15 protein-coding genes are annotated in these 17,798 nt (G+C 65.1%); 7 read left to right on the plus strand and 8 right to left on the minus strand.

What is annotated here, in order from left to right; translation table 11 throughout:
* Positions 1 to 91 precede the first annotated feature (91 nt).
* The 3 genes from ACM43_RS02695 to ACM43_RS02705 form a co-directional block, all read right to left on the minus strand.
* On the minus strand, positions 92 to 1,315 hold the full coding sequence (locus ACM43_RS02695) for a GGDEF domain-containing protein (protein ID WP_271537969.1): 1,224 nt from the start codon (positions 1,313 to 1,315) through the stop codon (positions 92 to 94).
* Positions 1,316 to 1,402: 87 nt separating this feature from the next.
* Complete coding sequence (locus tag ACM43_RS02700) at positions 1,403 to 2,905, minus strand: class I adenylate-forming enzyme family protein (protein ID WP_271537970.1); 1,503 nt, start codon at positions 2,903 to 2,905, stop codon at positions 1,403 to 1,405.
* Positions 2,906 to 2,909: 4 nt separating this feature from the next.
* A complete protein-coding gene (locus tag ACM43_RS02705; RefSeq protein ID WP_271537991.1) occupies positions 2,910 to 4,760 on the minus strand; it encodes an extracellular solute-binding protein in 1,851 nt (616 codons plus the stop codon).
* Positions 4,761 to 5,018: 258 nt separating this feature from the next.
* Between ACM43_RS02705 and ACM43_RS02710 the strand changes: the two genes are divergently transcribed.
* The gene (locus ACM43_RS02710; RefSeq protein ID WP_271537971.1) at positions 5,019 to 5,855 is read left to right on the plus strand and encodes an invasion associated locus B family protein; all 837 of its coding nucleotides are present in this window, start codon (positions 5,019 to 5,021) and stop codon (positions 5,853 to 5,855) included.
* A 165-nt stretch (positions 5,856 to 6,020) separates the two neighbouring features.
* Here ACM43_RS02710 and hspQ read toward each other — a convergent pair whose 3' ends face one another.
* Complete coding sequence (gene hspQ, locus ACM43_RS02715; protein ID WP_008564941.1) at positions 6,021 to 6,353, minus strand: heat shock protein HspQ; 333 nt, start codon at positions 6,351 to 6,353, stop codon at positions 6,021 to 6,023.
* Positions 6,354 to 6,459: 106 nt separating this feature from the next.
* On the opposite strand from hspQ, the gene ACM43_RS02720 reads away from it, so the two are divergent.
* Complete coding sequence (locus ACM43_RS02720; protein WP_157288139.1) at positions 6,460 to 7,413, plus strand: AEC family transporter; 954 nt, start codon at positions 6,460 to 6,462, stop codon at positions 7,411 to 7,413.
* A 227-nt stretch (positions 7,414 to 7,640) separates the two neighbouring features.
* Here ACM43_RS02720 and ACM43_RS02725 read toward each other — a convergent pair whose 3' ends face one another.
* Complete coding sequence (locus ACM43_RS02725; protein WP_271537972.1) at positions 7,641 to 8,825, minus strand: UbiH/UbiF family hydroxylase; 1,185 nt, start codon at positions 8,823 to 8,825, stop codon at positions 7,641 to 7,643.
* Positions 8,826 to 8,912: 87 nt separating this feature from the next.
* Here ACM43_RS02725 and pcsA point away from each other — a divergent pair, with 87 nt between their 5' ends.
* The 3 genes from pcsA to ACM43_RS02740 all read left to right on the plus strand — a co-directional run bounded on the left by pcsA (position 8,913) and on the right by ACM43_RS02740 (position 11,474).
* Positions 8,913 to 9,692, plus strand: coding sequence for a phosphatidylcholine synthase (pcsA, locus tag ACM43_RS02730; RefSeq protein WP_404541028.1), 780 nt, complete (start codon positions 8,913 to 8,915; stop codon positions 9,690 to 9,692).
* Positions 9,689 to 10,414 (plus strand): TerC family protein, encoded by a 726-nt coding sequence (locus ACM43_RS02735; protein ID WP_036012482.1) that lies wholly within the window; start codon positions 9,689 to 9,691, stop codon positions 10,412 to 10,414. The genes pcsA and ACM43_RS02735 overlap by 4 nt, the downstream gene beginning before the upstream one ends.
* A gap of 85 nt (positions 10,415 to 10,499) precedes the next feature.
* Entirely contained in the window at positions 10,500 to 11,474 is a 975-nt protein-coding gene (locus tag ACM43_RS02740; RefSeq protein ID WP_157287579.1) for a quinone oxidoreductase family protein, read from the plus strand.
* A gap of 112 nt (positions 11,475 to 11,586) precedes the next feature.
* On the opposite strand, the gene ACM43_RS02745 is transcribed toward ACM43_RS02740, so the two are convergent.
* Together ACM43_RS02745 and ACM43_RS02750 are read right to left on the minus strand one after the other, a co-directional pair.
* Positions 11,587 to 12,777, minus strand: coding sequence for an acetylornithine transaminase (locus ACM43_RS02745; protein ID WP_271537974.1), 1,191 nt, complete (start codon positions 12,775 to 12,777; stop codon positions 11,587 to 11,589).
* Positions 12,778 to 13,214: 437 nt separating this feature from the next.
* Positions 13,215 to 14,372 (minus strand): tetratricopeptide repeat protein, encoded by a 1,158-nt coding sequence (locus ACM43_RS02750; RefSeq protein WP_271537975.1) that lies wholly within the window; start codon positions 14,370 to 14,372, stop codon positions 13,215 to 13,217.
* A 122-nt stretch (positions 14,373 to 14,494) separates the two neighbouring features.
* Here ACM43_RS02750 and ACM43_RS02755 point away from each other — a divergent pair, with 122 nt between their 5' ends.
* Entirely contained in the window at positions 14,495 to 15,436 is a 942-nt protein-coding gene (locus ACM43_RS02755; protein ID WP_271537976.1) for a hypothetical protein, read from the plus strand.
* Positions 15,437 to 15,535: 99 nt separating this feature from the next.
* Here the strand turns inward: ACM43_RS02755 and rimO are convergent, their stop codons facing one another.
* The gene (gene rimO / locus ACM43_RS02760) at positions 15,536 to 16,855 is read right to left on the minus strand and encodes a 30S ribosomal protein S12 methylthiotransferase RimO (RefSeq protein ID WP_271537977.1); all 1,320 of its coding nucleotides are present in this window, start codon (positions 16,853 to 16,855) and stop codon (positions 15,536 to 15,538) included.
* A 280-nt stretch (positions 16,856 to 17,135) separates the two neighbouring features.
* Between rimO and ACM43_RS02765 the strand changes: the two genes are divergently transcribed.
* Positions 17,136 to 17,699: a hypothetical protein gene (locus ACM43_RS02765; RefSeq protein WP_271537978.1), complete on the plus strand. Its 564-nt coding sequence runs from the start codon at positions 17,136 to 17,138 to the stop codon at positions 17,697 to 17,699.
* The last annotated feature ends 99 nt before the right edge of the window (positions 17,700 to 17,798 follow it).

Here is a 17,798-nt window from a genome sequence, read left to right on the forward strand (position 1 = left end):
ACGAAGCAATCCAGAGTCTCTCCGCGCAGAGAATCTGGATTCCTTCGCTGCGCTCGCAATGACGGTGCTCGTTGCTGCAGCTCGCGAAAAACTACGACGCCGCCCTCGATGCGTCCGCCGACAGCCGCGCCAGCAAGGACCTTGCCGTGTCCGACGGCGACAGCGAGTCCACGCTGACGACGGGATCGCTGCGCATCTCGTGCTTGCCGTTGGAGGTGTGCCGCATCACCGCCGACAGGCGGCGCGCGATCATATGCGCGGTGCGGAAGTCGGTCTCGGCGAACACGACGATGACCGAGCCGTCCTTCTGCGCGGCGCCAAAATCCATCTGCCGCATCAGGCGGCTGAGGATGCGGGCGGCGTCGAGCTGGGCGCGAGGATTGTTGGGATCGAAGGCGAAGCGCGCGACCGAGAGGCCGCCGCCGCGGGCCAGCGTCTGCTCGACAGCCTTGGCGAAATCGCGGGCGAAGGCTTCCACCGTGAGCAGGCCGCTGCGTGGATCGAGCCAGCCGCCGGCATCGATCGAGCGTAGCGTGCGGCTCAGCTGCGCTTCCATGGCGTGCTGGCGGATCAAGGGCAGCGCGTTGGCCGCGATCCTCGGCGGCTCGCCGGTGATCAGCTCGAGATTGGGCAGGTCGTAGCTCTGGGTGAGGTGGTGGGCGGTGACGACCACGGGCAGGCTGCGGAAGCGGGTGTCCTCGGCGAGCACGGTCAGAAACGCATCGGTCACGCGCGCGGTAAAACCTTCGGCGAGCACGACGCCGTCGAGGTCGCGGGTATTGAGGTGTTTTGCGGCAGCCTCGATCGAGAGCGCACCGACCACGCCGACGCGTTCGCCGAACGCGACGGAGAGCGCAGGGTAAGCCGCGCCGCGGCCGATCAGGAGCACGGTGGCATCGCGTGCGGGATCGCCCTGCGGCAGCGCGATTTTCACTTCGGGCAGCCGGCGCAGAACCGTTGCGTGCAATGTCCGCACGCGCAGCGCCGCCCGGAGCCGCGCGATCAGCCGGTCGGGACTGCCGCCGCGCGAGGAGAAGGGCAGGGCGTTGTGCGGCAGCGTGCCCGCCGCATCCAGGGCCACGAAGGGCAGGTAAAGCGATTGAGCGGCGATCGTCTTTGCGAGCCGCGTCACATGCGGCTCGTGCCCGGCATGGACCGCAGCGAGAACCGCGGCCGGCTGCACCTCTTCGACCGCGCGCGGCGCGCTGGTCCAGTCGGTGTCGACGACGGGAAAGAGCCGGGCCTCGTCCAGCGCCGCCACGAAGGCGGGGCGTTCGGCATCGGACACAAACAGGATCGGGCCCGCCTGGGACATGTAAAAACTCTGATCGCGCAACAATTTGCCGCCGCAATCTAGTTTGGCCGCCTTAATGCTGCGTCAACGCAGGCGCTGAAACCGCGCCTAGACCGGCCCGGAGCGGTCGCGAAAAGCCTCGACCATCAGGGGGTTAAGCCCGAGCTCGCTGAGCGCCTCGCGGGCGCGGGCATTGTCCTGGGCTCGCCCGGCGAGCCGGTGACCGGAGAGGCGGTCGGGCAGCGCCGTGAGCAGGGCGCCCTGGCCGAGCCGGCGCGCCCATTCCTGCAAATCGTTGGAGAGGAAGCGATAGCCGCCGACCGCCATGATGCCGGAGGGCGGCGCGGTGATGCAGATCGCGCCGCTCGGGCGATCGAGCCGCGCGGCATAGCCGGTGTCGACATAGTCACGCGGTGGCTGCGCCGTCAGCGTCTCGCCGACCGGCTGCGGCGGGGCGTAGGCCGCGATCGGCACCATCGCACCGCGCAGGCCGAGCGTGCCCTTCGGCGTCAGCAGGATCTCGCCGGCGATGGAGGAGCCGGACTGCTCGCGCGGAGCGCCGTGCGGCCCGGGCATGACAGGCACCGGCATGCCGTCCTCGCCGCGGCGGGCGCCGAACAATCCGGCCTCGCCGAACAGATAGACGTCGGTCAGCGGCGCATGCGGCGCGATCCAGGCATCGCTCGCCGCGACCTGCTCGGGCGCGCGCCACAGGCCGATGACGTTGCGCAAGGTGGGCATCCGCGCCGCGAGGTCGGCATCGCCGAGCCGCAGCGCGAGCTGCGCCGGCGCGATCAGCACCTCGCATTCGTGCTCGTTGATCTGCTGCTCCAGCACATCGTTCTCGAACGGATGATGCAGCGCCAGCGTGCCGCCCGAGAGCAGCCACACCGCGAGCGAGGAGGCGAGCCCTGCGAACGACATCGGCGTGAACGCCGCCATCACGGTCGCGCCCTGCTTGATGTCGGCTTCGAGCGACATCGCAAGGCCGCCCGCGATCAGGCTGAAATGCGGCCGCGGCACCGGGCGGAAGCCCTCCGCCGTGACGTCGAAGGAGATCATGGCCGCCTTGCGGCCGTCCTGGATCACGGCGCGCGTGGTGCCGGGCGGGCGTGCCAGGACGTCGTCGAGCGAAGCCATGCCTTCGGGCAGGTCGCTTCCGAAGCCGTAGACGTGCCGGATCGAGAACGCCTCGGCCGCGGCGTGCATGGCCAGATCGGCATAGCTGACGCCGTCGACCGTGCTCATGGTAACGATGGCGCGCGCGGCGGTGCGGTTGAGCGCGGCGGTCAGTTCCGCATGGCGCCAGAGCAGCGGCAGCACGGCGACGACGAGGCCGGCGCGATGGGCGGCGAGCACGGTCAGCACGAACTCGACAGTGTTCGGCAACTGGATCGCGATCACGGAATTGGCCGGCAGGCCCGATTCGACGAAATGCGCCGACAGCGCCTCGATGGCGGTATCGGCCTCGGTGTAGGTCATCCGCCGCGGATGGTGCCCGGTGATGCGTGTCTTGTTGAGCGGATCGAGCAGGGCGGTCGCGTGGGGCTGCCGCATCAGCGTGCGCTGAAACAGTGTGTCGAGCGTCGGCGATATTGCTGGCTGGTTCACGGCGTCACTTCGCTTGATGAGCTTGCGGCTGCCCCTTCGACCACCAGGTCTCCGGCAAATAGCCCGAGAGCGAGGTGGTCTTGGGCCGTTCTATCCGATTCCAGCGCGCGATCCATTGCTCCGATACGTTAAACAGCGGGATTGTGTAGAAGCCCGCGATCAGGGCGCGGTCGAGCGCGCGCACCGCCGAAACGAAATCCGTATGTTCACGGGCCTCGAGCAGGGCGGCGATCATGGCATCGACGGCGGGATCCCTGGCGCCCATGTAGTTGCGAGTGCCCGGATTGTCCGCGGCCGCGCTGCCCCAATAGAAATATTGCTCGTTGCCGGGCGACAGCGATTGGTCCCAGCGGTTCTGGATCATGTCGAACTCGTAGGCGAGCCGGCGCTGGTCGAATTGCACGGGATCGACCGAGCGCACGCTGGCCTCAATGCCGGCGCGTCTGAGGTCGCGCTGGAAGGCGAGCGCGATGCGCTCCTGGTCGCGCGTCGTGACCATGATCTCGAAGGTGAAGGGGCTCTTGGTCGCGCGATTGCGCAGCACGGTGCCGTCGAGATCGTAGCCGGCCTCCGACAGCAGCTTCAGCGCCGCGCGCAGCGTGGTGCGGTCGCGGCCTGATCCGTCGGTGACCGGCAGGCGGTAGCTGCCGTCCAGGATGTCGGGCGGAATCTTTGCGGCGAACGGCTTGAGCAGCTCACGCTCGCGCGCATCCGCAGGCCTGCCATAGGCCGACAGCTCCGAGCCGGCGAAATAGCCGGCCACGCGCGAATAGAGGGCGAAGAAATAGCTGCGGTTGACCAGCTCGAAGTCGAAAAGCAGCGTCAGAGCCTGCCGCACGCGGATGTCGGCGAAGACAGGACGGCGGGTGTTGAACACCAGGAATTCGGACGGCTGCGGCAGGCCGGGCTTGACGGTGTCGCGGATCACCTCGCCGCTTTTGGCTGCCGGAAAGTCATAGCCGTCGTGCCAGCGCAGCGGCTCGTGCTCGACGCGGAAATCGTAGAGGCCGCGCTTGAACGCCTCGAACTGCCCGTTGGCCTCGCGAAAATAGTCGAGCCGGATCTCGTCGAAATTGTAGAGCCCGCGATTGATGGCGAGGTCGCGGCCCCAATAATCGGGATTGCGCGCAAGCGTCACGCTGGCGCCGGGCTTCACCGCGGTGACGCGATAGGGGCCTGAGCCAATCGGCGCGGTCAGCGTCGTCTCCTCGAAGGTCGCGACGTCGATGGCGTGCTTCGGCAGGATCGGCATCAGGCCGAGAATCAGCGGCAGCTCGCGGTCGTTGGCGCCTGTCAGGTCGAATCGGACGGTGAGGGGATCGGGCGCTTCGGCCTTGGCGACCTTGCCGTAGTACTGCCGGTGATTGGGGCGGCCGTGGTCGCGCAGCAGCTGCCAGGAGAACAGCACGTCCTCGGCCGTGACCTGCTTGCCGTCGGAGAAGCGAGCGCGGGGATCGAGGTGGAAGGTGACGAAGCTTCGTTCGTCATTGGTTTCGACGGTCCTGGCGAGCAGGCCGTAAAGCGTGAACGGCTCGTCCTGTCCGCGCGCCAGCAGGCTCTCGACCACGTAGTTGCGGACCGGCTGCACCGCCAATCCCCTCACGATGAAGGGATTGAGGCTGTCGAAGGTGCCGAGAATGCCCCAGGTCAGGCGACCGCCCTTGGGGGCATCGGGGTCGGCGTAGGGCATGTGGCTGAAGCCGGCGGGCATCGCCGGCTTGCCGTGCATGGCGATCGCATGGGCCTCCTCGGCCGCGGCGGTGCCCGCCGACAGCATCCCGGCAAGCGCAAGGGCAAGCGTATAGAGGCGGAGGCCGAGGCCGGGGCCCTCGAAGAGGCGCTGGAACATGAACATCGGCACAAGGTGATTCGAGGACCGTCGGGCGAATCTTATCACAGGGAATTTGATGGGGCTTTCGCACCAGACCGGCCAAAGACGCTTGTCGGCATTGATCTTTTCGTCGGCCACGTTAAGAAGGCACCCAATCGCGCAAGAGCGTCGAGCCCGTCACTTATCCGCCTCAATTGACGGGGAGAGAGCCGCGCCCAAGGCGGCCAGGTTCGGCGCTTCGGAGCGGTTCGGGCACTTCCCGTTCAGAAAGGGTTTTCCGCAATGAATTTCCGTTACTTGGCCGCGTCCGTCCGGCCGCGCGGGCGACTTCTCGCCCTGTTGACGGCGACGGCGTTGGCCGTTCCGTTTGCCGCCGAGGCTCAGACCCCTGCGCCGGCCCCAGGCGCCCCCGCCGCGCCCAAGGCCTCCCCGGCCCCGGCTCCGAAGGCGGCTGCTCCCAAGGCAGCTCCCAAGGCTCCGGCGCCCGCAGCATCCCCGCAGGCCCAGCAGGCTCCGGCGCAAGGCGCCCCGCAGCAGGGCGGAGCCCAGCCCGCCGACCAGCAGATCCAGCTGATCTATGCGCCCTGGACCAAGTTCTGCCTCAAGGGCCAGGACGCCAATGCCAAGCAGGTCTGCTTCACCGGCAAGGACGGCCGCATCGAATCGGGCCAGCCGGTCATCGCGGCCGTGATCATCGAGCCGGAAGGCGAACCGAAGAAGATCCTGCGCGTGACGCTGCCGCTCGGCATGCAGCTCGTGCACGGCACCCGCATCATCGTCGACAGCAACGCGCCGCTGCAGCAGCCCTATGTGATCTGCTTCCAGAACGGCTGCATGTCTGACTACGAGGCCACGCCCGAGCTCATCAACAACATGAAGAAGGGCCAGAATCTCGTTGTCCAGGCGATCAATGCCAACGGCGCGCCGCTGACCCTGCCGCTGCCGCTCACCGGCGAATTCCAGAAGGCCTATGACGGTCCGCCGACCGATCCGAAGGTGTTCGAGGAGACCCAGAAGAAGCTGCAGGAAGAGCTGCAGAAGAAGGCCGAAGAGCAACGCAAGAAGCTCGAGCAGCAGGGTGGTGGCGCGCCCGGCGCGGCTCCGACCGGTCAGAAGTAATCGGGAGCAAATCCCGGACGTGAAAAAGGCGCTCGGTTCGAGCGCCTTTTTGCTTGCCGCTCGATGGTGCGCAATTCTCAACGGACGCGGTGCCGACTATCGGGCTCCGTTCACCTCTCCCGAAGGGAGAGGTGAAGCCGAGGCGCCGGCCCGGTTTCTGAAGCTTTAGTTCAGCGAGGGATTGCGCGGGCGATAGCCGCCGGCCTTGTCCTTGATAAAGATCTCGGCGACCTGGGAATGCCGGACCGGCTCGCCGGAATCGTCCGGCAATAGGTTCTGCTCCGAGACATAGGCGACGTATTCGGATTCCGCGTTCTCCGCGAGCAGGTGATAGAACGGCTGGTCCTTGTGGGGTCGCACTTCCTCGGGAATCGATAACCACCATTCCTCGGTGTTGTTGAATTCTGGATCGATGTCGAAAATCACCCCCCGGAACGAGAAGATCCGGTGGCGAACGACCTGTCCGATCTGGAATTTGGCGGTCCGCGCTTTAATCATCCCCCGTCGATAGACCAGGATTGTGGCCGATGCTAGTGCCCTCAGCTGGAATTAACCTTCGTCTCCGGGGCGGATAGCCCCCAAGCCTTCAGAAAAAACTTCAGCAATGGTCGATATCCTCAATCTGGCGCTGCCTTATTTCGGCTTGATCTTCGTCGGTTTTGCCTGCGGCAAGGTCAAGTCCATCCCGGAATCGGGGCTCGCCTGGATGAACTTCTTCCTGCTCTACGTGTCGCTGCCGGCGCTGCTGTTCGCGATCATGTCGAAGACGCCGTTTTCGGAATTGAATAACCCGCCGTTCCTGGTGGCGACGACGCTGTCGACGGTCGCGGCGTTCACGCTAGCGCTCGTGGTCGGCAAGCTGCTCGGACGGCTGACGCTGCGCGAGGCGACGCTCGCGGGCCTCTCCGGCGGCTATGGCAATATCGGCTATATGGGCCCTGGCCTTGCGCTCGCGGTGCTGGGGCCGAAGGCGGCTGCGCCGACCGCGCTGATCTTCTGCTGCGACAGCATCTTCCTGTTCACGATCGTGCCGCTCTTGATCGAGCTTTCCGACCGCGACCATCCCTCGCTCGTCCACGCTTTCGGCGTCGTGCTGAAGCAGATCGTGCTCAATCCGCTGATCATGTCGGCTTGCTTCGGCGCGGCGGTGGCGGCGCTGCATATCGAGCTGCCGGTCGCCCTCGACCGCACCATCACCTTCCTGCAGAACGCGGCCGCGCCGACCGCGCTGTTCGTGCTCGGCGTCACCGTGGCGCTCCGCCCGTTCGATCGGGTGCCGTGGGAGGTGCCGGGCGTGATCGCGGTCAAGCTGCTGATCCATCCGCTCGCGGCGTTCGCCCTGATGCTGGCGTTCGGCCCGTTCGCGCAGCCCTGGGCCGCCACCGCCGTGCTGATGGCCGCGCTGCCGCCGGCACTCAACGTGTTCGTCATCGCCCGGCAGAACGATGCCTGGATCGAGTCCGCCTCCGTCGCAGTGCTGCTTGGCACCTTCGCCTCCGTGGTCACGCTGACCAGCGTGATGTGGGCGATCCAGACGGGAAGGTTGGCGTTTCCTTGAAGGTGATGAGATTGGCTTGATCTCTTCCGCGGGGCCGGTGCGCTCCCTCTCCCGCTTGCGGGAGAGGGTCGGGGAGAGGGCTCTCTCCGCGTCGGGATTGTCGAGAGTGCAGAAAAAATCCCGTCGCGGAGAGAGCCTCCACCCGGCGCTTCGCGCCGACCTCCCCCGCAAGCGGGAGAGGTTGCACCGAGCCCGCGGCATGTCTGTTCAACCTAAAGGCTATAAGGCTACCGCCGCCAGGTCGGCGTCAGGCCTTCGCGCATGGCGAAGCGCCGGAGCGGGCCGATGGCGCCGAGGAGGTGCATGCCGACGGCGCGGACGGGCTGGAGCGGCAGGAAGTCGTTGAGCAAAGAGCGGTTGGCGATGTCGATCGCAAAGGTGCGGCTCAAGATGTCCGGCCGGCGGGCGCGGTCATAACGCTTGAGCACATCGTCCGCGCCCGGATCCTGTCCCGCGGCGATGGCCTCGCCCGCGAGCCGGGCAATGTCGGCGGCATCGCGCAGGCCGAGATTCAGGCCCTGGGCGCCGATCGGCGGCACCACATGGGCGGCTTCGCCGACCAGCGCGATACGGTCGCGGCCGAAGCATTTCGGCCGCTCGATCGCGAGCGGGAACAGGTTGCGCCCAGGCTCCACATTCATCCGGCCCAGGATCGAATGCGACTGCTTCTCGATCGCCCCCGACAGCTCCTCGTCGCTCAAGCCGCGCAGCCGTTCAGCCTGCGCAGGCGCTGCGACCCAGACGATGCTGGAGCGGTCGCCGGGCAGGGGCACGAACACGCAAGGCCCGTGCGGCGTGTGGAACTCGGTCGAGACGTTGCGATGCGGCCGGGCATGGCTGACGTTGAAGGTCAACGCGGTCTGGTTCAACTCGCGCCGCGTCACCTCGATGCCAGCAGCCTCGCGGCACAGCGAGTGCCGGCCGTCGGCGCCCACCACCAGGCGGGCCGAGAGAAACTGTCCGGACGCCGTGCGCAGCGCGACGTCGACGGCTTCGATGACGACGCTTTCGGCCTCGTCGTCGAAGCGGACGAGATTGGGCAGCTCGGCCGCGCGCGCTTCCAGCGCCAGCATCAGCGAGCGATTGTCGATGTTATAGCCGAACGCATCGAGGCCGATTTCGTGACAGGAGAAGCGCACCTCCGGCGCACGAAACAGCCGGCCGGTGTCGTCGACGAGGCGCATGACTTCCAGCGCAGCCGCCTTGTCTCTGCAGCGCGACCAGACGTCGAGGCCTTCCAATAGATCGATGGAGGCGCCGAGCAATGCGGTGGTGCGATTGTCGGCATAGGGAACGCGGCGCGCCACCAGTGCGGTCCGGGCACCCGCCTGCGCCAGGGCGATCGCCGCGGCAAGGCCGGCAGGTCCGCCGCCAATCACGGCCGCGTCATGGAGTGTCGATGCGTCTATCATGGAACGACATTTGACACGCCGGGCGGCAAATTCAAGCCCACCTATATTTCCCTGATTTTATGGCGAATTTTGCGATCGTGCGCCGCAATGGCGGATGTGCAAACCGGTCGCATTCTGATAGCAGAAGCCATGGATACGCAGCAGGATTCCCTGAAGCCGAGACCGGCGATCCGCGCCGCAGCCTTCTCGGTGCACATCTTCACCGCGTTCGGCGCGGCGCTCGCGCTCCTGGCGATGCTGGAGGCCGTGCGCGAGCACTGGGCGGCGATGTTTCAATGGCTGGGCGTCGCCCTGATCATCGACGCGATCGATGGGCCGATCGCGCGCCGACTCGACGTCAAGAACGTGCAGCCGAACTGGTCGGGCGACGTGCTCGATCTCGTGGTCGACTTCTGCACCTATGTCTTCGTGCCGGCCTATGCGATCGTCGCGAGCGGCATGCTGCTGCCGGTCGCGGCTCCCTTGCTCGGCATCGCCATCATCGTCACCAGTGCACTGTACTTCGCCGACCAGCGCATGAAGGCCGACGACAATCATTTCCGCGGCTTCCCGGCGCTGTGGAACGCGGCCGCGTTCTATCTGTTCCTGCTGCATTGGCCGCCGCTGTGGGCGACGCTGCTGGTCGCCGCGCTGGTCGTGCTGACGTTCGTGCCGTTCCATGTGCTGCACCCTGTCAGGGTCGTGCGGCTGCGCTGGTTGACGATGTCGCTGATCGCGATTTGGGCGGTGCTCGCCTTCTACACACTGCAAATGGATTTTCGCGTCGGCACCGGGGTGACCATCGTGCTCTGCGCCATCGCGCTCTGGATCAGCTTCAGCGATGCCTTGATCCGGTTGGCGAAATCCCTGGCGAGATTATCGGCGTGATGGAGCTGCTGACCAGCCCGGAAGCCTGGGCCGCGCTGCTCACCTTGACGGCGCTCGAGATCGTGCTCGGCATCGACAACGTCATCTTCATCTCGGTGCTCGTCTCGCGTCTTCCCGAGAAACCGGCGCAGCGCGCTCGCCAGATCGGGCTTGCGCTGGCACTGGTCTTTCGCCTCATCTTGCTCAGTCTCCTGGTCTGGCTGATCGGCCTGACCGCTCCGGTGCTCTCGATCCAGGGCTATGCTTTTTCCTGGCGCGACCTCATCTTGATCGGCGGCGGCCTCTTCCTGATCGCCAAGGCCACACATGAGATTCACGGCGAGGTCGAATCCGATCACGACGCGAGCGAGAAGGACTCCACAGGCAGCGCCTTCTTCTGGGTGATCGTCCAGATCGTGATCATCGACATCGTGTTCTCGCTGGACTCGATCATCACCGCGATCGGCATGGCCGAGGACATCAAGATCATGATCGCGGCGGTCGTGATCGCATGCGCGGTCATGTACGTTTCGGCGGGCCCGGTGGCGCGATTCGTCGCGGAGCATCCGACCACCAAGATGCTTGCACTGGCCTTCCTGGTGCTGATCGGCGTCGCGCTGGTTGCGGACGGATTCCACTTCCACATTCCGCGCGGCTACATCTATTTCGCAATAGCGTTCTCGGCGGCGGTGGAGTTCTTCAACGTGCTGGCGAGGCGCAACCGCCGGAAAGCCGCCAAGTAGTCGCGTTGGGTCGTTCCAGTCGGCGTCGAGTTGACAAGGCGGGCGCGATGGCTTTCGCTCAGCCGCAAGAAGAGGAGGTCAGGTGATGACGAAAGCCATCCGTGTGCACAAGGTCGGAGGCCCCGAAGCCCTGGTCTATGAGAGCGTCGACGTGCCGGCGCCCGGGCCCGGCGAGGTGCGCATCCGCCAGCACGCGGTCGGCCTCAACTTCATCGACGTCTATTACCGCACCGGCCTCTACAAGGCGCCGGGGCTTCCCTTCATCGCCGGCAATGAGGCCTCGGGCGAGGTCACAGCGGTCGGGCCAGGCGTCACGAATTTTCACCCCGGCGATCGCGTTGCGTATTACCACAATCTCGGCGCCTATACCGGCGAGCGCAACATCCCCTGGGAGAAGCTGGTCAAGCTGCCCGATCACATCACCTACGAGCAGGGCGCCGTGCTGATGTTGAAGGGGCTGACGGTCTGGTATCTGCTGCACAAGACCTTCAAGGTCGAGCCGCATCATCGCGTTCTGGTCCACGCCGCCGCCGGCGGCATCGGCCTGCTCGCCTGCCAATGGGCGAGGGCGCTTGGCGCGCATGTCATCGGCACCGTCGGCTCGCGCGAGAAGGCCGAGCTTGCGGAGGCCAATGGCTGCGATCACGTCATCCTCTACAACGAGGAGGATTTCGTTGCGCGCGTGAAGCAGATCAGCCGCAACGAGGGCTGCGACGTCGTCTATGACGGCGTCGGCAAGGCGACGTTCCCGGGCTCGCTGTCCTGCCTGAAGCCGCGCGGCATGTTCGTCTCGTTCGGCAATGCTTCGGGCCCCGTGCCGCCATTCGCGATTGCCGAGCTCAACAATCACGGCTCGCTGTTCGCGACGCGACCGAAGCTCAACGATTATGTCGGCACGCGCAAGGAACTGCTCGAAGGCGCCGACACCCTGTTCGCCGCGGTCATCAACGGCAAGCTGCACGTGCCGATCAACCACGCCTACGCGCTGAAGGACGCCGCCAAGGCACATATCGATCTCGAAAGCCGCAAGACGACGGGGGCTTCGATCTTGAAGCCGTAACTCTTTCGGCATCGGCGGTTTCGTAGGGTGGGCAAAGGCGCGGAGCGCCGTGCCCACCACTTCATTGCGGTGAAAAAAGGTGGGCACGCTTCGCTTTGCCCACCCTACGGCACTACGCGACGCGTCTCGCCGCGCCGGCCTTGGTTAGGATGCCGTCGAGACATTCGATCATCTCGGCGATCTCTTCCTTTGTGACGTTCAGCGCCGGCATGAAGCGCAAGCTGTCGACTTGCGGCGCGTTCAGCAGCACGCCGGCTTCGAACGCCTGCGCGACGATGCCGGGTGCGATCGGCAGCTTGAGATCGAGCGCGAGCAACAGGCCGCGTCCGCGTACGCTGCCGAGGCCATGCCGGGCCGAGACCTTCTGCAGCTCGCTTTCGAGCAGGAGGCCGGTCTCGGTGACTGCCTTCAGGAAGTCGGGCTTCTTGACCTCCTCGAGCACCGCAAGGCCCGCCGCGCACATGATCGGGTTGCCGTTGAACGTGCCGCCCTGATCGCCGTGCTCGAAACAGGAGGCGCGTTCGGTCGCGAGCAGGGCGGCGAGCGGCACGCCGCCGCCGATGCCCTTGCCGAGCGTCATGATGTCGGGCGCAATGCCGGTGTGCTCGTAATGGAAGAGCTTTCCGGTCCGGCCGATGCCGGTCTGGATCTCGTCGAAGATGAGCAAGAGGCCATGCGCCTCGGTCAGCGCGCGCAGCTGCTGCAGGAACTGATCGGTCGCAGGCCACACGCCGGATTCACCCTGGATCGGCTCGAGCATCACGGCGACGGTGTTGGCGTTGATCAGCCTTTCCACCGAGCCGATGTCGTTGAGCTTGGCCTTCTTGAAGCCCGCGACCTTCGGCTCGAACAGCGGCTCGAACGCCTTCTTGCCCGAGGCCGACATCGTCGCCAGCGTCCGGCCGTGGAAGCCGCCTTCGAAGCTGATGATCTCGAACGCGCCGCCTTTGTGCAGGCTGCCATATTTGCGCGCGAGCTTGATCGCCCCCTCATTGGCTTCCGCGCCCGAATTGGCAAAGAACACCTGATCGAAGGCGCTGTTCTCGACCAGCGCCTGCGCCAGCTTCAGGCTCGGCTCGTTGTAGAAGGCCGGGCTCGGCGTCAGCAGCCGCCTGGCTTGAGCTGCGAGCGCGTCGGCGATCGCGGGCGGGGAATGGCCGAGGCAGTTCACGGCCCAGCCCTGCACGAAGTCGAGATAGCGCTTGCGGCTGTCGTCCCAGAGGTAGGAGCCGGCGCCGCGGACGAACACGGTCTTCGGCCGTGCGGTGATGTCCATCAGCGCGTCATACGGATGCGTGGTCATGTCGTACTCCTCTGGAGGCGGGGTGGAAAAAGGGCGCAAAAAGCAGAAAGGCCGCACCTTGCGGGTGCGGCCTTTCTCGAAAAACTGGCTGAATTCAGTGGTTCAGCGGCGTCCTCGGACATGGCGCACCCTCTCGTCGTCGCGCGAGCGACGGCGGAGCATTTCGGTGCGCTGGTTGGTCCGAGCGTTGATCATGGGGCGCGTCCGTACAGCCGAATGGCAGGACTTGTCAAGCAGGCATTTCGCAAGATGCTCGCCGAGCGTGCATCGGTCAGGTCGGGTGCGCGGCTTCCTCGGCTTCTTCGTCGCCCCAATCCGTGTCATCAGCCCGACGCGCAGCAGCTTGAGCGGCGAATTCCGGACAGCGCGGGCAGAGTTAGGCCGAGTCCGTGACCGCTGCGTGAATGCATTATAGTGTCACATTCCTAACGTGACGCTTACTCCACGCCATAGTGCGAGAACACATCGGCGATGCCGGCGTTGATCGCCTTTGCGGCCGCGATGTCGCGCTCGGCGCCTTCGCTGTCACCCTTCTTGCACTTCGCCAGTCCGCGGCCGTAGAGCGAGCCGTCGAGCCCCGGCTTGATGCTCAGCGCGGCATCGTAATCGGCGATCGCCGCGTCGAGGTTGCCCAGCTTGAGATGGGCGAGGGCGCGGCTGTCCAGCGTGTAGGCCTCGTTGGGAGTCATCTTGAGCGACTGCTCGCAATCGGCCAGCGCCTCCTGCAGGCGGCCGACGATCGCGCGGGTGAAGCAGCGCGAATTGAACACGTCCGCGCGGTTCGCATTCGCTCTGATGGAGCGGTCGTAATCGTCGAGCGCCAGCGCATAATCGTGCGTATCAAAATACATGTTCGCGCGCGCATAATAGTCGCGGTCGTTGTTCGGACTGAGATCGACTGATCTGGCGAAATCGGCCAGCGCTCGGGGGCGGTCGCCGCGGTCGCGATAAATGCGGGCACGGTTGCCGTAGGCCGGCCCGTAGTTCGGGTCGAACTTGATCGACAGATTAAAGTCCGCAAGTGCGCGCGCATCGTCGCCGTGGTTGCTGAAGGCGGTGCCGCGATTGAAATAGGCGAGCGCGAATTTCGGATCGAGCTTGATGGCCCGATCGTAGTCGGCCATCGCGAGCTCGTACGCTTTCTTGTGAATGTAGGAGTTGCCGCGGTTGTTGAAATAGAGCGGGTCGCGGGCGTTCAGCCGAATGGCGCGCGCGTAGTCGGCAATGGCGCGATCGGCCTCGCCGAGATCGTCATAGGCGATGCCGCGATTGTACAGGAGGTCGGGATCCCTGGCACCGAGCTCGATGGCACGGCTGAAGTCCGCCACGGCACGCTCGGGCTCGCCACGTCGCCGAAACATTTCGCCGCGATTGGCGAGCGCGTGCACATCGTCGGGATTGGCCTTGAGCAGGGCCGAGCAGCCGGCGAAGCGCTGGTCGTCGCTGCCTCCGCCGTCGTTTGCGAAGCACCACTGGCGGGCCTGCGCGGCGGATGGTGATCGCGCGTTGGCGGGGGCCGGAAACGCGAGCAGGGTCATCGTCAGGCCGATTGCGGACAGCTTGAGGAGAATCCCTGACGTTTCATCGTGTTTCATTGTTTCCGCGTCGAAACCATTGCGCCTCTAGCGTGTTTGTGATCGAAGGACGCGACTTGGTTCGAACCGAATGCACCACCGCCCAGACCAAGAAGGCGGGACCAACCAGATAGCGCAAAGCCTTGTCCGATACGCCCTATCCGATCGATCTCGACAGCGTCCGCGGTGCGTTTCCGCCCGGCATCGAGGCGCCGCCGCTGCTGGTCGACTTTGCGGCCTGGCTGAAAGGGCGCCCGTGGGGCAGCGTCGGCTGCTTCTCGCTGCAGGGCCAATTCTCGGACTCCGCGCCGATCGTCGACGGCAGTCCCTTGCGCGACAGGTTCTCGCTGTTCATGCGCCTGCCTGACGGCTCGGCCGTCGGCGGCTGGTATGGCGCGGGTCTTGATCGAGACAATCCGCCGATCGTCGGTCTGGGCTCCGAGGGTGATTACGAGCTGCTGGCGCCGAGCCTCGATGCGCTGCTGACGAGGCTGACGTCGCAGCAATTCGACAGGGCCTGGAGCGATCTGAAGCCGCTTGACGACGTCGAGCCTCAGACCGTCGAACTTGCGCAATGGCTCGCTGGCCAGCCCGTTGGCGACAAGGCGGCGTGTGACGACGGGCCCCCGGAGCTGCCTGATTTCCGCGGCTTCATGGAAAAATGGAGCCGGGACCGTGAGGACTATTGGGCGAACCATCGCATGATGGCCGAACTCGGCTGGCGGCTGGCCGCCCATCTGCCCAAGGGCAAGAATGCCTGGGATAAGACGCGTTTCGAGGTCGCGATCGTCGGCAAGCAATACCAAGCGCGCGTGCTGACGCGCGGGCCGCAGCCGTTCGAGGAAGCCGCTTCGATCGAATCCCTGCTGCGCGAGCTGCGCGAACAGATGTGGAAGGCTCAGCCTGAGCTCGGGTTATGGCATGCGATGAGGTTCGGCCTCTACGCCGACGGCCGCGTCATGCCGAGCTTCGAATACGATGCGCGCCCGACCATCGACGGCGAGCCGGCATTGCTCTCCGAGGCGAAAGCCGATCTCGCCCGCGCACCAAGGCCGGAGCGCTGGGTGCCGAAATGGCTGGCGTGATTGTCTCCACACGTCATTGCGAGCGTAGCGAAGCAATCCAGACTGTTCCCGCGGAGGGATTCTGGATTGCTTCGCTACGCTCGCAATGACGGAATGCGGTCAGAACCCGGCGACGCTGCCGTGCAGATCGTATGCGTCGGCGCGCTCGATCTTGGCGGTGACGATCTCGCCGACACGCAAGGGGCGGCGGCTGGAGAGATAGACCGCGCCGTCGATCTCCGGCGCATCGGCCTTGGAGCGGCCCTTCGCCACGGTTGGGCCGACCTCGTCGATGATGACCTGCTGCCGCGTGCCGACCTTGCGCTTCAGCCGCCGCGCCGAGATCTTCTGCTGCCGGGCCATCAGCGCGTTGTAGCGCTCCTGCTTGACCTCTTCAGGGACGGGGTTCTCGATCGCGTTCGAGGTGGCGCCGGCGACCGGCTCGTATTTGAAGCAGCCGAGCCGATCGATCTCGGCCTCCTCGAGCCAGTCGAGCAGATAGGCAAAGTCGGCATCGGTCTCGCCGGGGAAGCCGACGATGAATGTCGAGCGCAAGGCGAGATCGGGACATTCCTCGCGCCAGCGCTTGATCCGCGCCAGCGTCTTGTCCTGCGCCGCCGGACGCTTCATCGCCTTCAGCACCTCGGGGCTCGCATGCTGGAACGGGATGTCCAGATAGGGCAGCACCTTGCCCTCGGTCATCAGCGCAATGACCTCGTCGACATGCGGGTAGGGGTAGACATATTGCAGCCGGATCCAGGCTCCCAACTCGCCGAGCTCGCGCGCGAGGTCGAGGAATTTTGCGCGGACCTGGCGGTTCTTCCACGGGCTCTCGGCATATTTGAGATCGACGCCGTAGGCTGAAGTGTCCTGCGAGATCACCAGGAGCTCTTTGACGCCGGCGCCGACGAGGCGCTCGGCCTCGCGCAGCACGTCATCGGCGGGACGCGAGACGAGGTCGCCGCGCAGCTTCGGAATGATGCAGAAGGTGCAGCGGTTGTTGCAGCCCTCGGAAATCTTCAGATAGGCGTAGTGGCGCGGGGTCAGCTTGATGCCCTGCGGCGGCACCAGGTCGAGATGCGGATTGTGCGCCGGCGGCAGTGCACGATGCACGGCGTCGAGCACGCTCTCATATTGCTGCGGGCCGGTGATGGAGAGCACGCCCGGATAGGCCTGCTCGATCGCTTCCGGTTCCGCGCCCATGCAACCTGTTACGATCACCTTGCCGTTCTCGGCCATGGCCTCGCCGATCGCCGAGAGCGATTCCTGCTTGGCACTGTCGAGGAAGCCGCAGGTGTTGACGATGACGATGTCCGCCCCGTCATGCTTGCGGGCGAGCTCGTAGCCCTCCGCGCGCAGGCGCGTGATGATGCGCTCGGAATCCACCAAGGCCTTGGGGCAGCCGAGTGACGTGAATGAAATGCGCGGCGCTCTGTCCATGTAATCGCCTGGAGCCTATCTGAATTGTGTGGATTTGCGATCCAAGTAATTGAACCGATGGCGAAATTCAACAACTAACGTATGCGGCGCGCGGCTAAAGCAGTACGCGCGCGTAGTTGGCGTGATCGGCCAGTCACCAGCGACGATATTACTGACTGACGGTTCCTGGTCTGGAAGCTCATTCGGATCGAGCGAGTGGAGGATCCGAGGTGAATTGCTCGAACACGCCCGTTTTGGTTGTTATTCGGTTTCTTGCTTGATTTCACGGAGCTTAACCACGATGCGCCGCTTCATCTTCGGCTTGGCTTTCGTCACCGTTTCTTATGGCGCCATGTTTCCGGCCCGCGCTGAAGTCGACAAGATCATCCATGTCTGCGATCGGCAGGAACGATTGTGCCCGGAATTCAGGCCACGCGTGAAAGCACCTCATGGTTGGGCGAGGGACGAGGCCGCGAGTCTCAAATACGGCGCATCGATGTTCGTTCCTAAAGGGAAGACATTCGGTAAAGCAGAAGCAATCATCTATGCCGAGGGCCGCTATAACGAGGACCGGACCGAACTGGTTCAATGGATCGCAACGAGTGATAAGGATTGGGCGACGACATCCGGCGACCATGCCAAGATCACCACGCTTCCCTCGGTCAGCCCGAAGGTCATCATCAACCGCTACGACAATCCATCCTTGAAGGACCAGCCGATCGAAGTCATCGCGCATTACGCCGACCGCGACAAAGACGGCAATTCCTACGTCGTGCGGCTAGCGGTCTCCGGGCGCACTGAGGCGGCGGTGCTAGCCGCGGTGCCACTTCTCGACAAGATGATCGTTGGCGCGAAGATTCCGTGAGAGCATGAGTTCTGCTTCGCAGCTGAAGGCTGACCTGCGCGAGCGTTTCTTGCGGGTGGGTGGCATCGAAAGTTTACATTCGTCGTGTCAGGGACATCC

This window comes from Bradyrhizobium sp. CCBAU 45321, from assembly GCF_028128975.1.
Classification (GTDB): domain Bacteria; phylum Pseudomonadota; class Alphaproteobacteria; order Rhizobiales; family Xanthobacteraceae; genus Bradyrhizobium; species Bradyrhizobium yuanmingense.

Bases quoted from the DNA above. Each gene is read 5' to 3' on its own strand.
- ACM43_RS02695 (WP_271537969.1), bottom strand. From the start codon at position 1,315: ATGTCCCAGGCGGGCCCGATCCTGTTTGTGTCCGATGCCGAACGCCCC.
- ACM43_RS02705 (WP_271537991.1), bottom strand. From the start codon at position 4,760: ATGTTCATGTTCCAGCGCCTCTTCGAGGGCCCCGGCCTCGGCCTCCGC.
- ACM43_RS02710 (WP_271537971.1), top strand. From the start codon at position 5,019: ATGAATTTCCGTTACTTGGCCGCGTCCGTCCGGCCGCGCGGGCGACTT.
- hspQ (WP_008564941.1), bottom strand. From the start codon at position 6,353: ATGATTAAAGCGCGGACCGCCAAATTCCAGATCGGACAGGTCGTTCGC.
- ACM43_RS02720 (WP_157288139.1), top strand. From the start codon at position 6,460: ATGGTCGATATCCTCAATCTGGCGCTGCCTTATTTCGGCTTGATCTTC.
- ACM43_RS02725 (WP_271537972.1), bottom strand. From the start codon at position 8,825: ATGATAGACGCATCGACACTCCATGACGCGGCCGTGATTGGCGGCGGA.
- pcsA (WP_404541028.1), top strand. From the start codon at position 8,913: ATGGCGGATGTGCAAACCGGTCGCATTCTGATAGCAGAAGCCATGGAT.
- ACM43_RS02740 (WP_157287579.1), top strand. From the start codon at position 10,500: ATGACGAAAGCCATCCGTGTGCACAAGGTCGGAGGCCCCGAAGCCCTG.
- ACM43_RS02745 (WP_271537974.1), bottom strand. From the start codon at position 12,777: ATGACCACGCATCCGTATGACGCGCTGATGGACATCACCGCACGGCCG.
- ACM43_RS02750 (WP_271537975.1), bottom strand. From the start codon at position 14,372: ATGAAACACGATGAAACGTCAGGGATTCTCCTCAAGCTGTCCGCAATC.
- rimO (WP_271537977.1), bottom strand. From the start codon at position 16,855: ATGGACAGAGCGCCGCGCATTTCATTCACGTCACTCGGCTGCCCCAAG.
- ACM43_RS02765 (WP_271537978.1), top strand. From the start codon at position 17,136: ATGCGCCGCTTCATCTTCGGCTTGGCTTTCGTCACCGTTTCTTATGGC.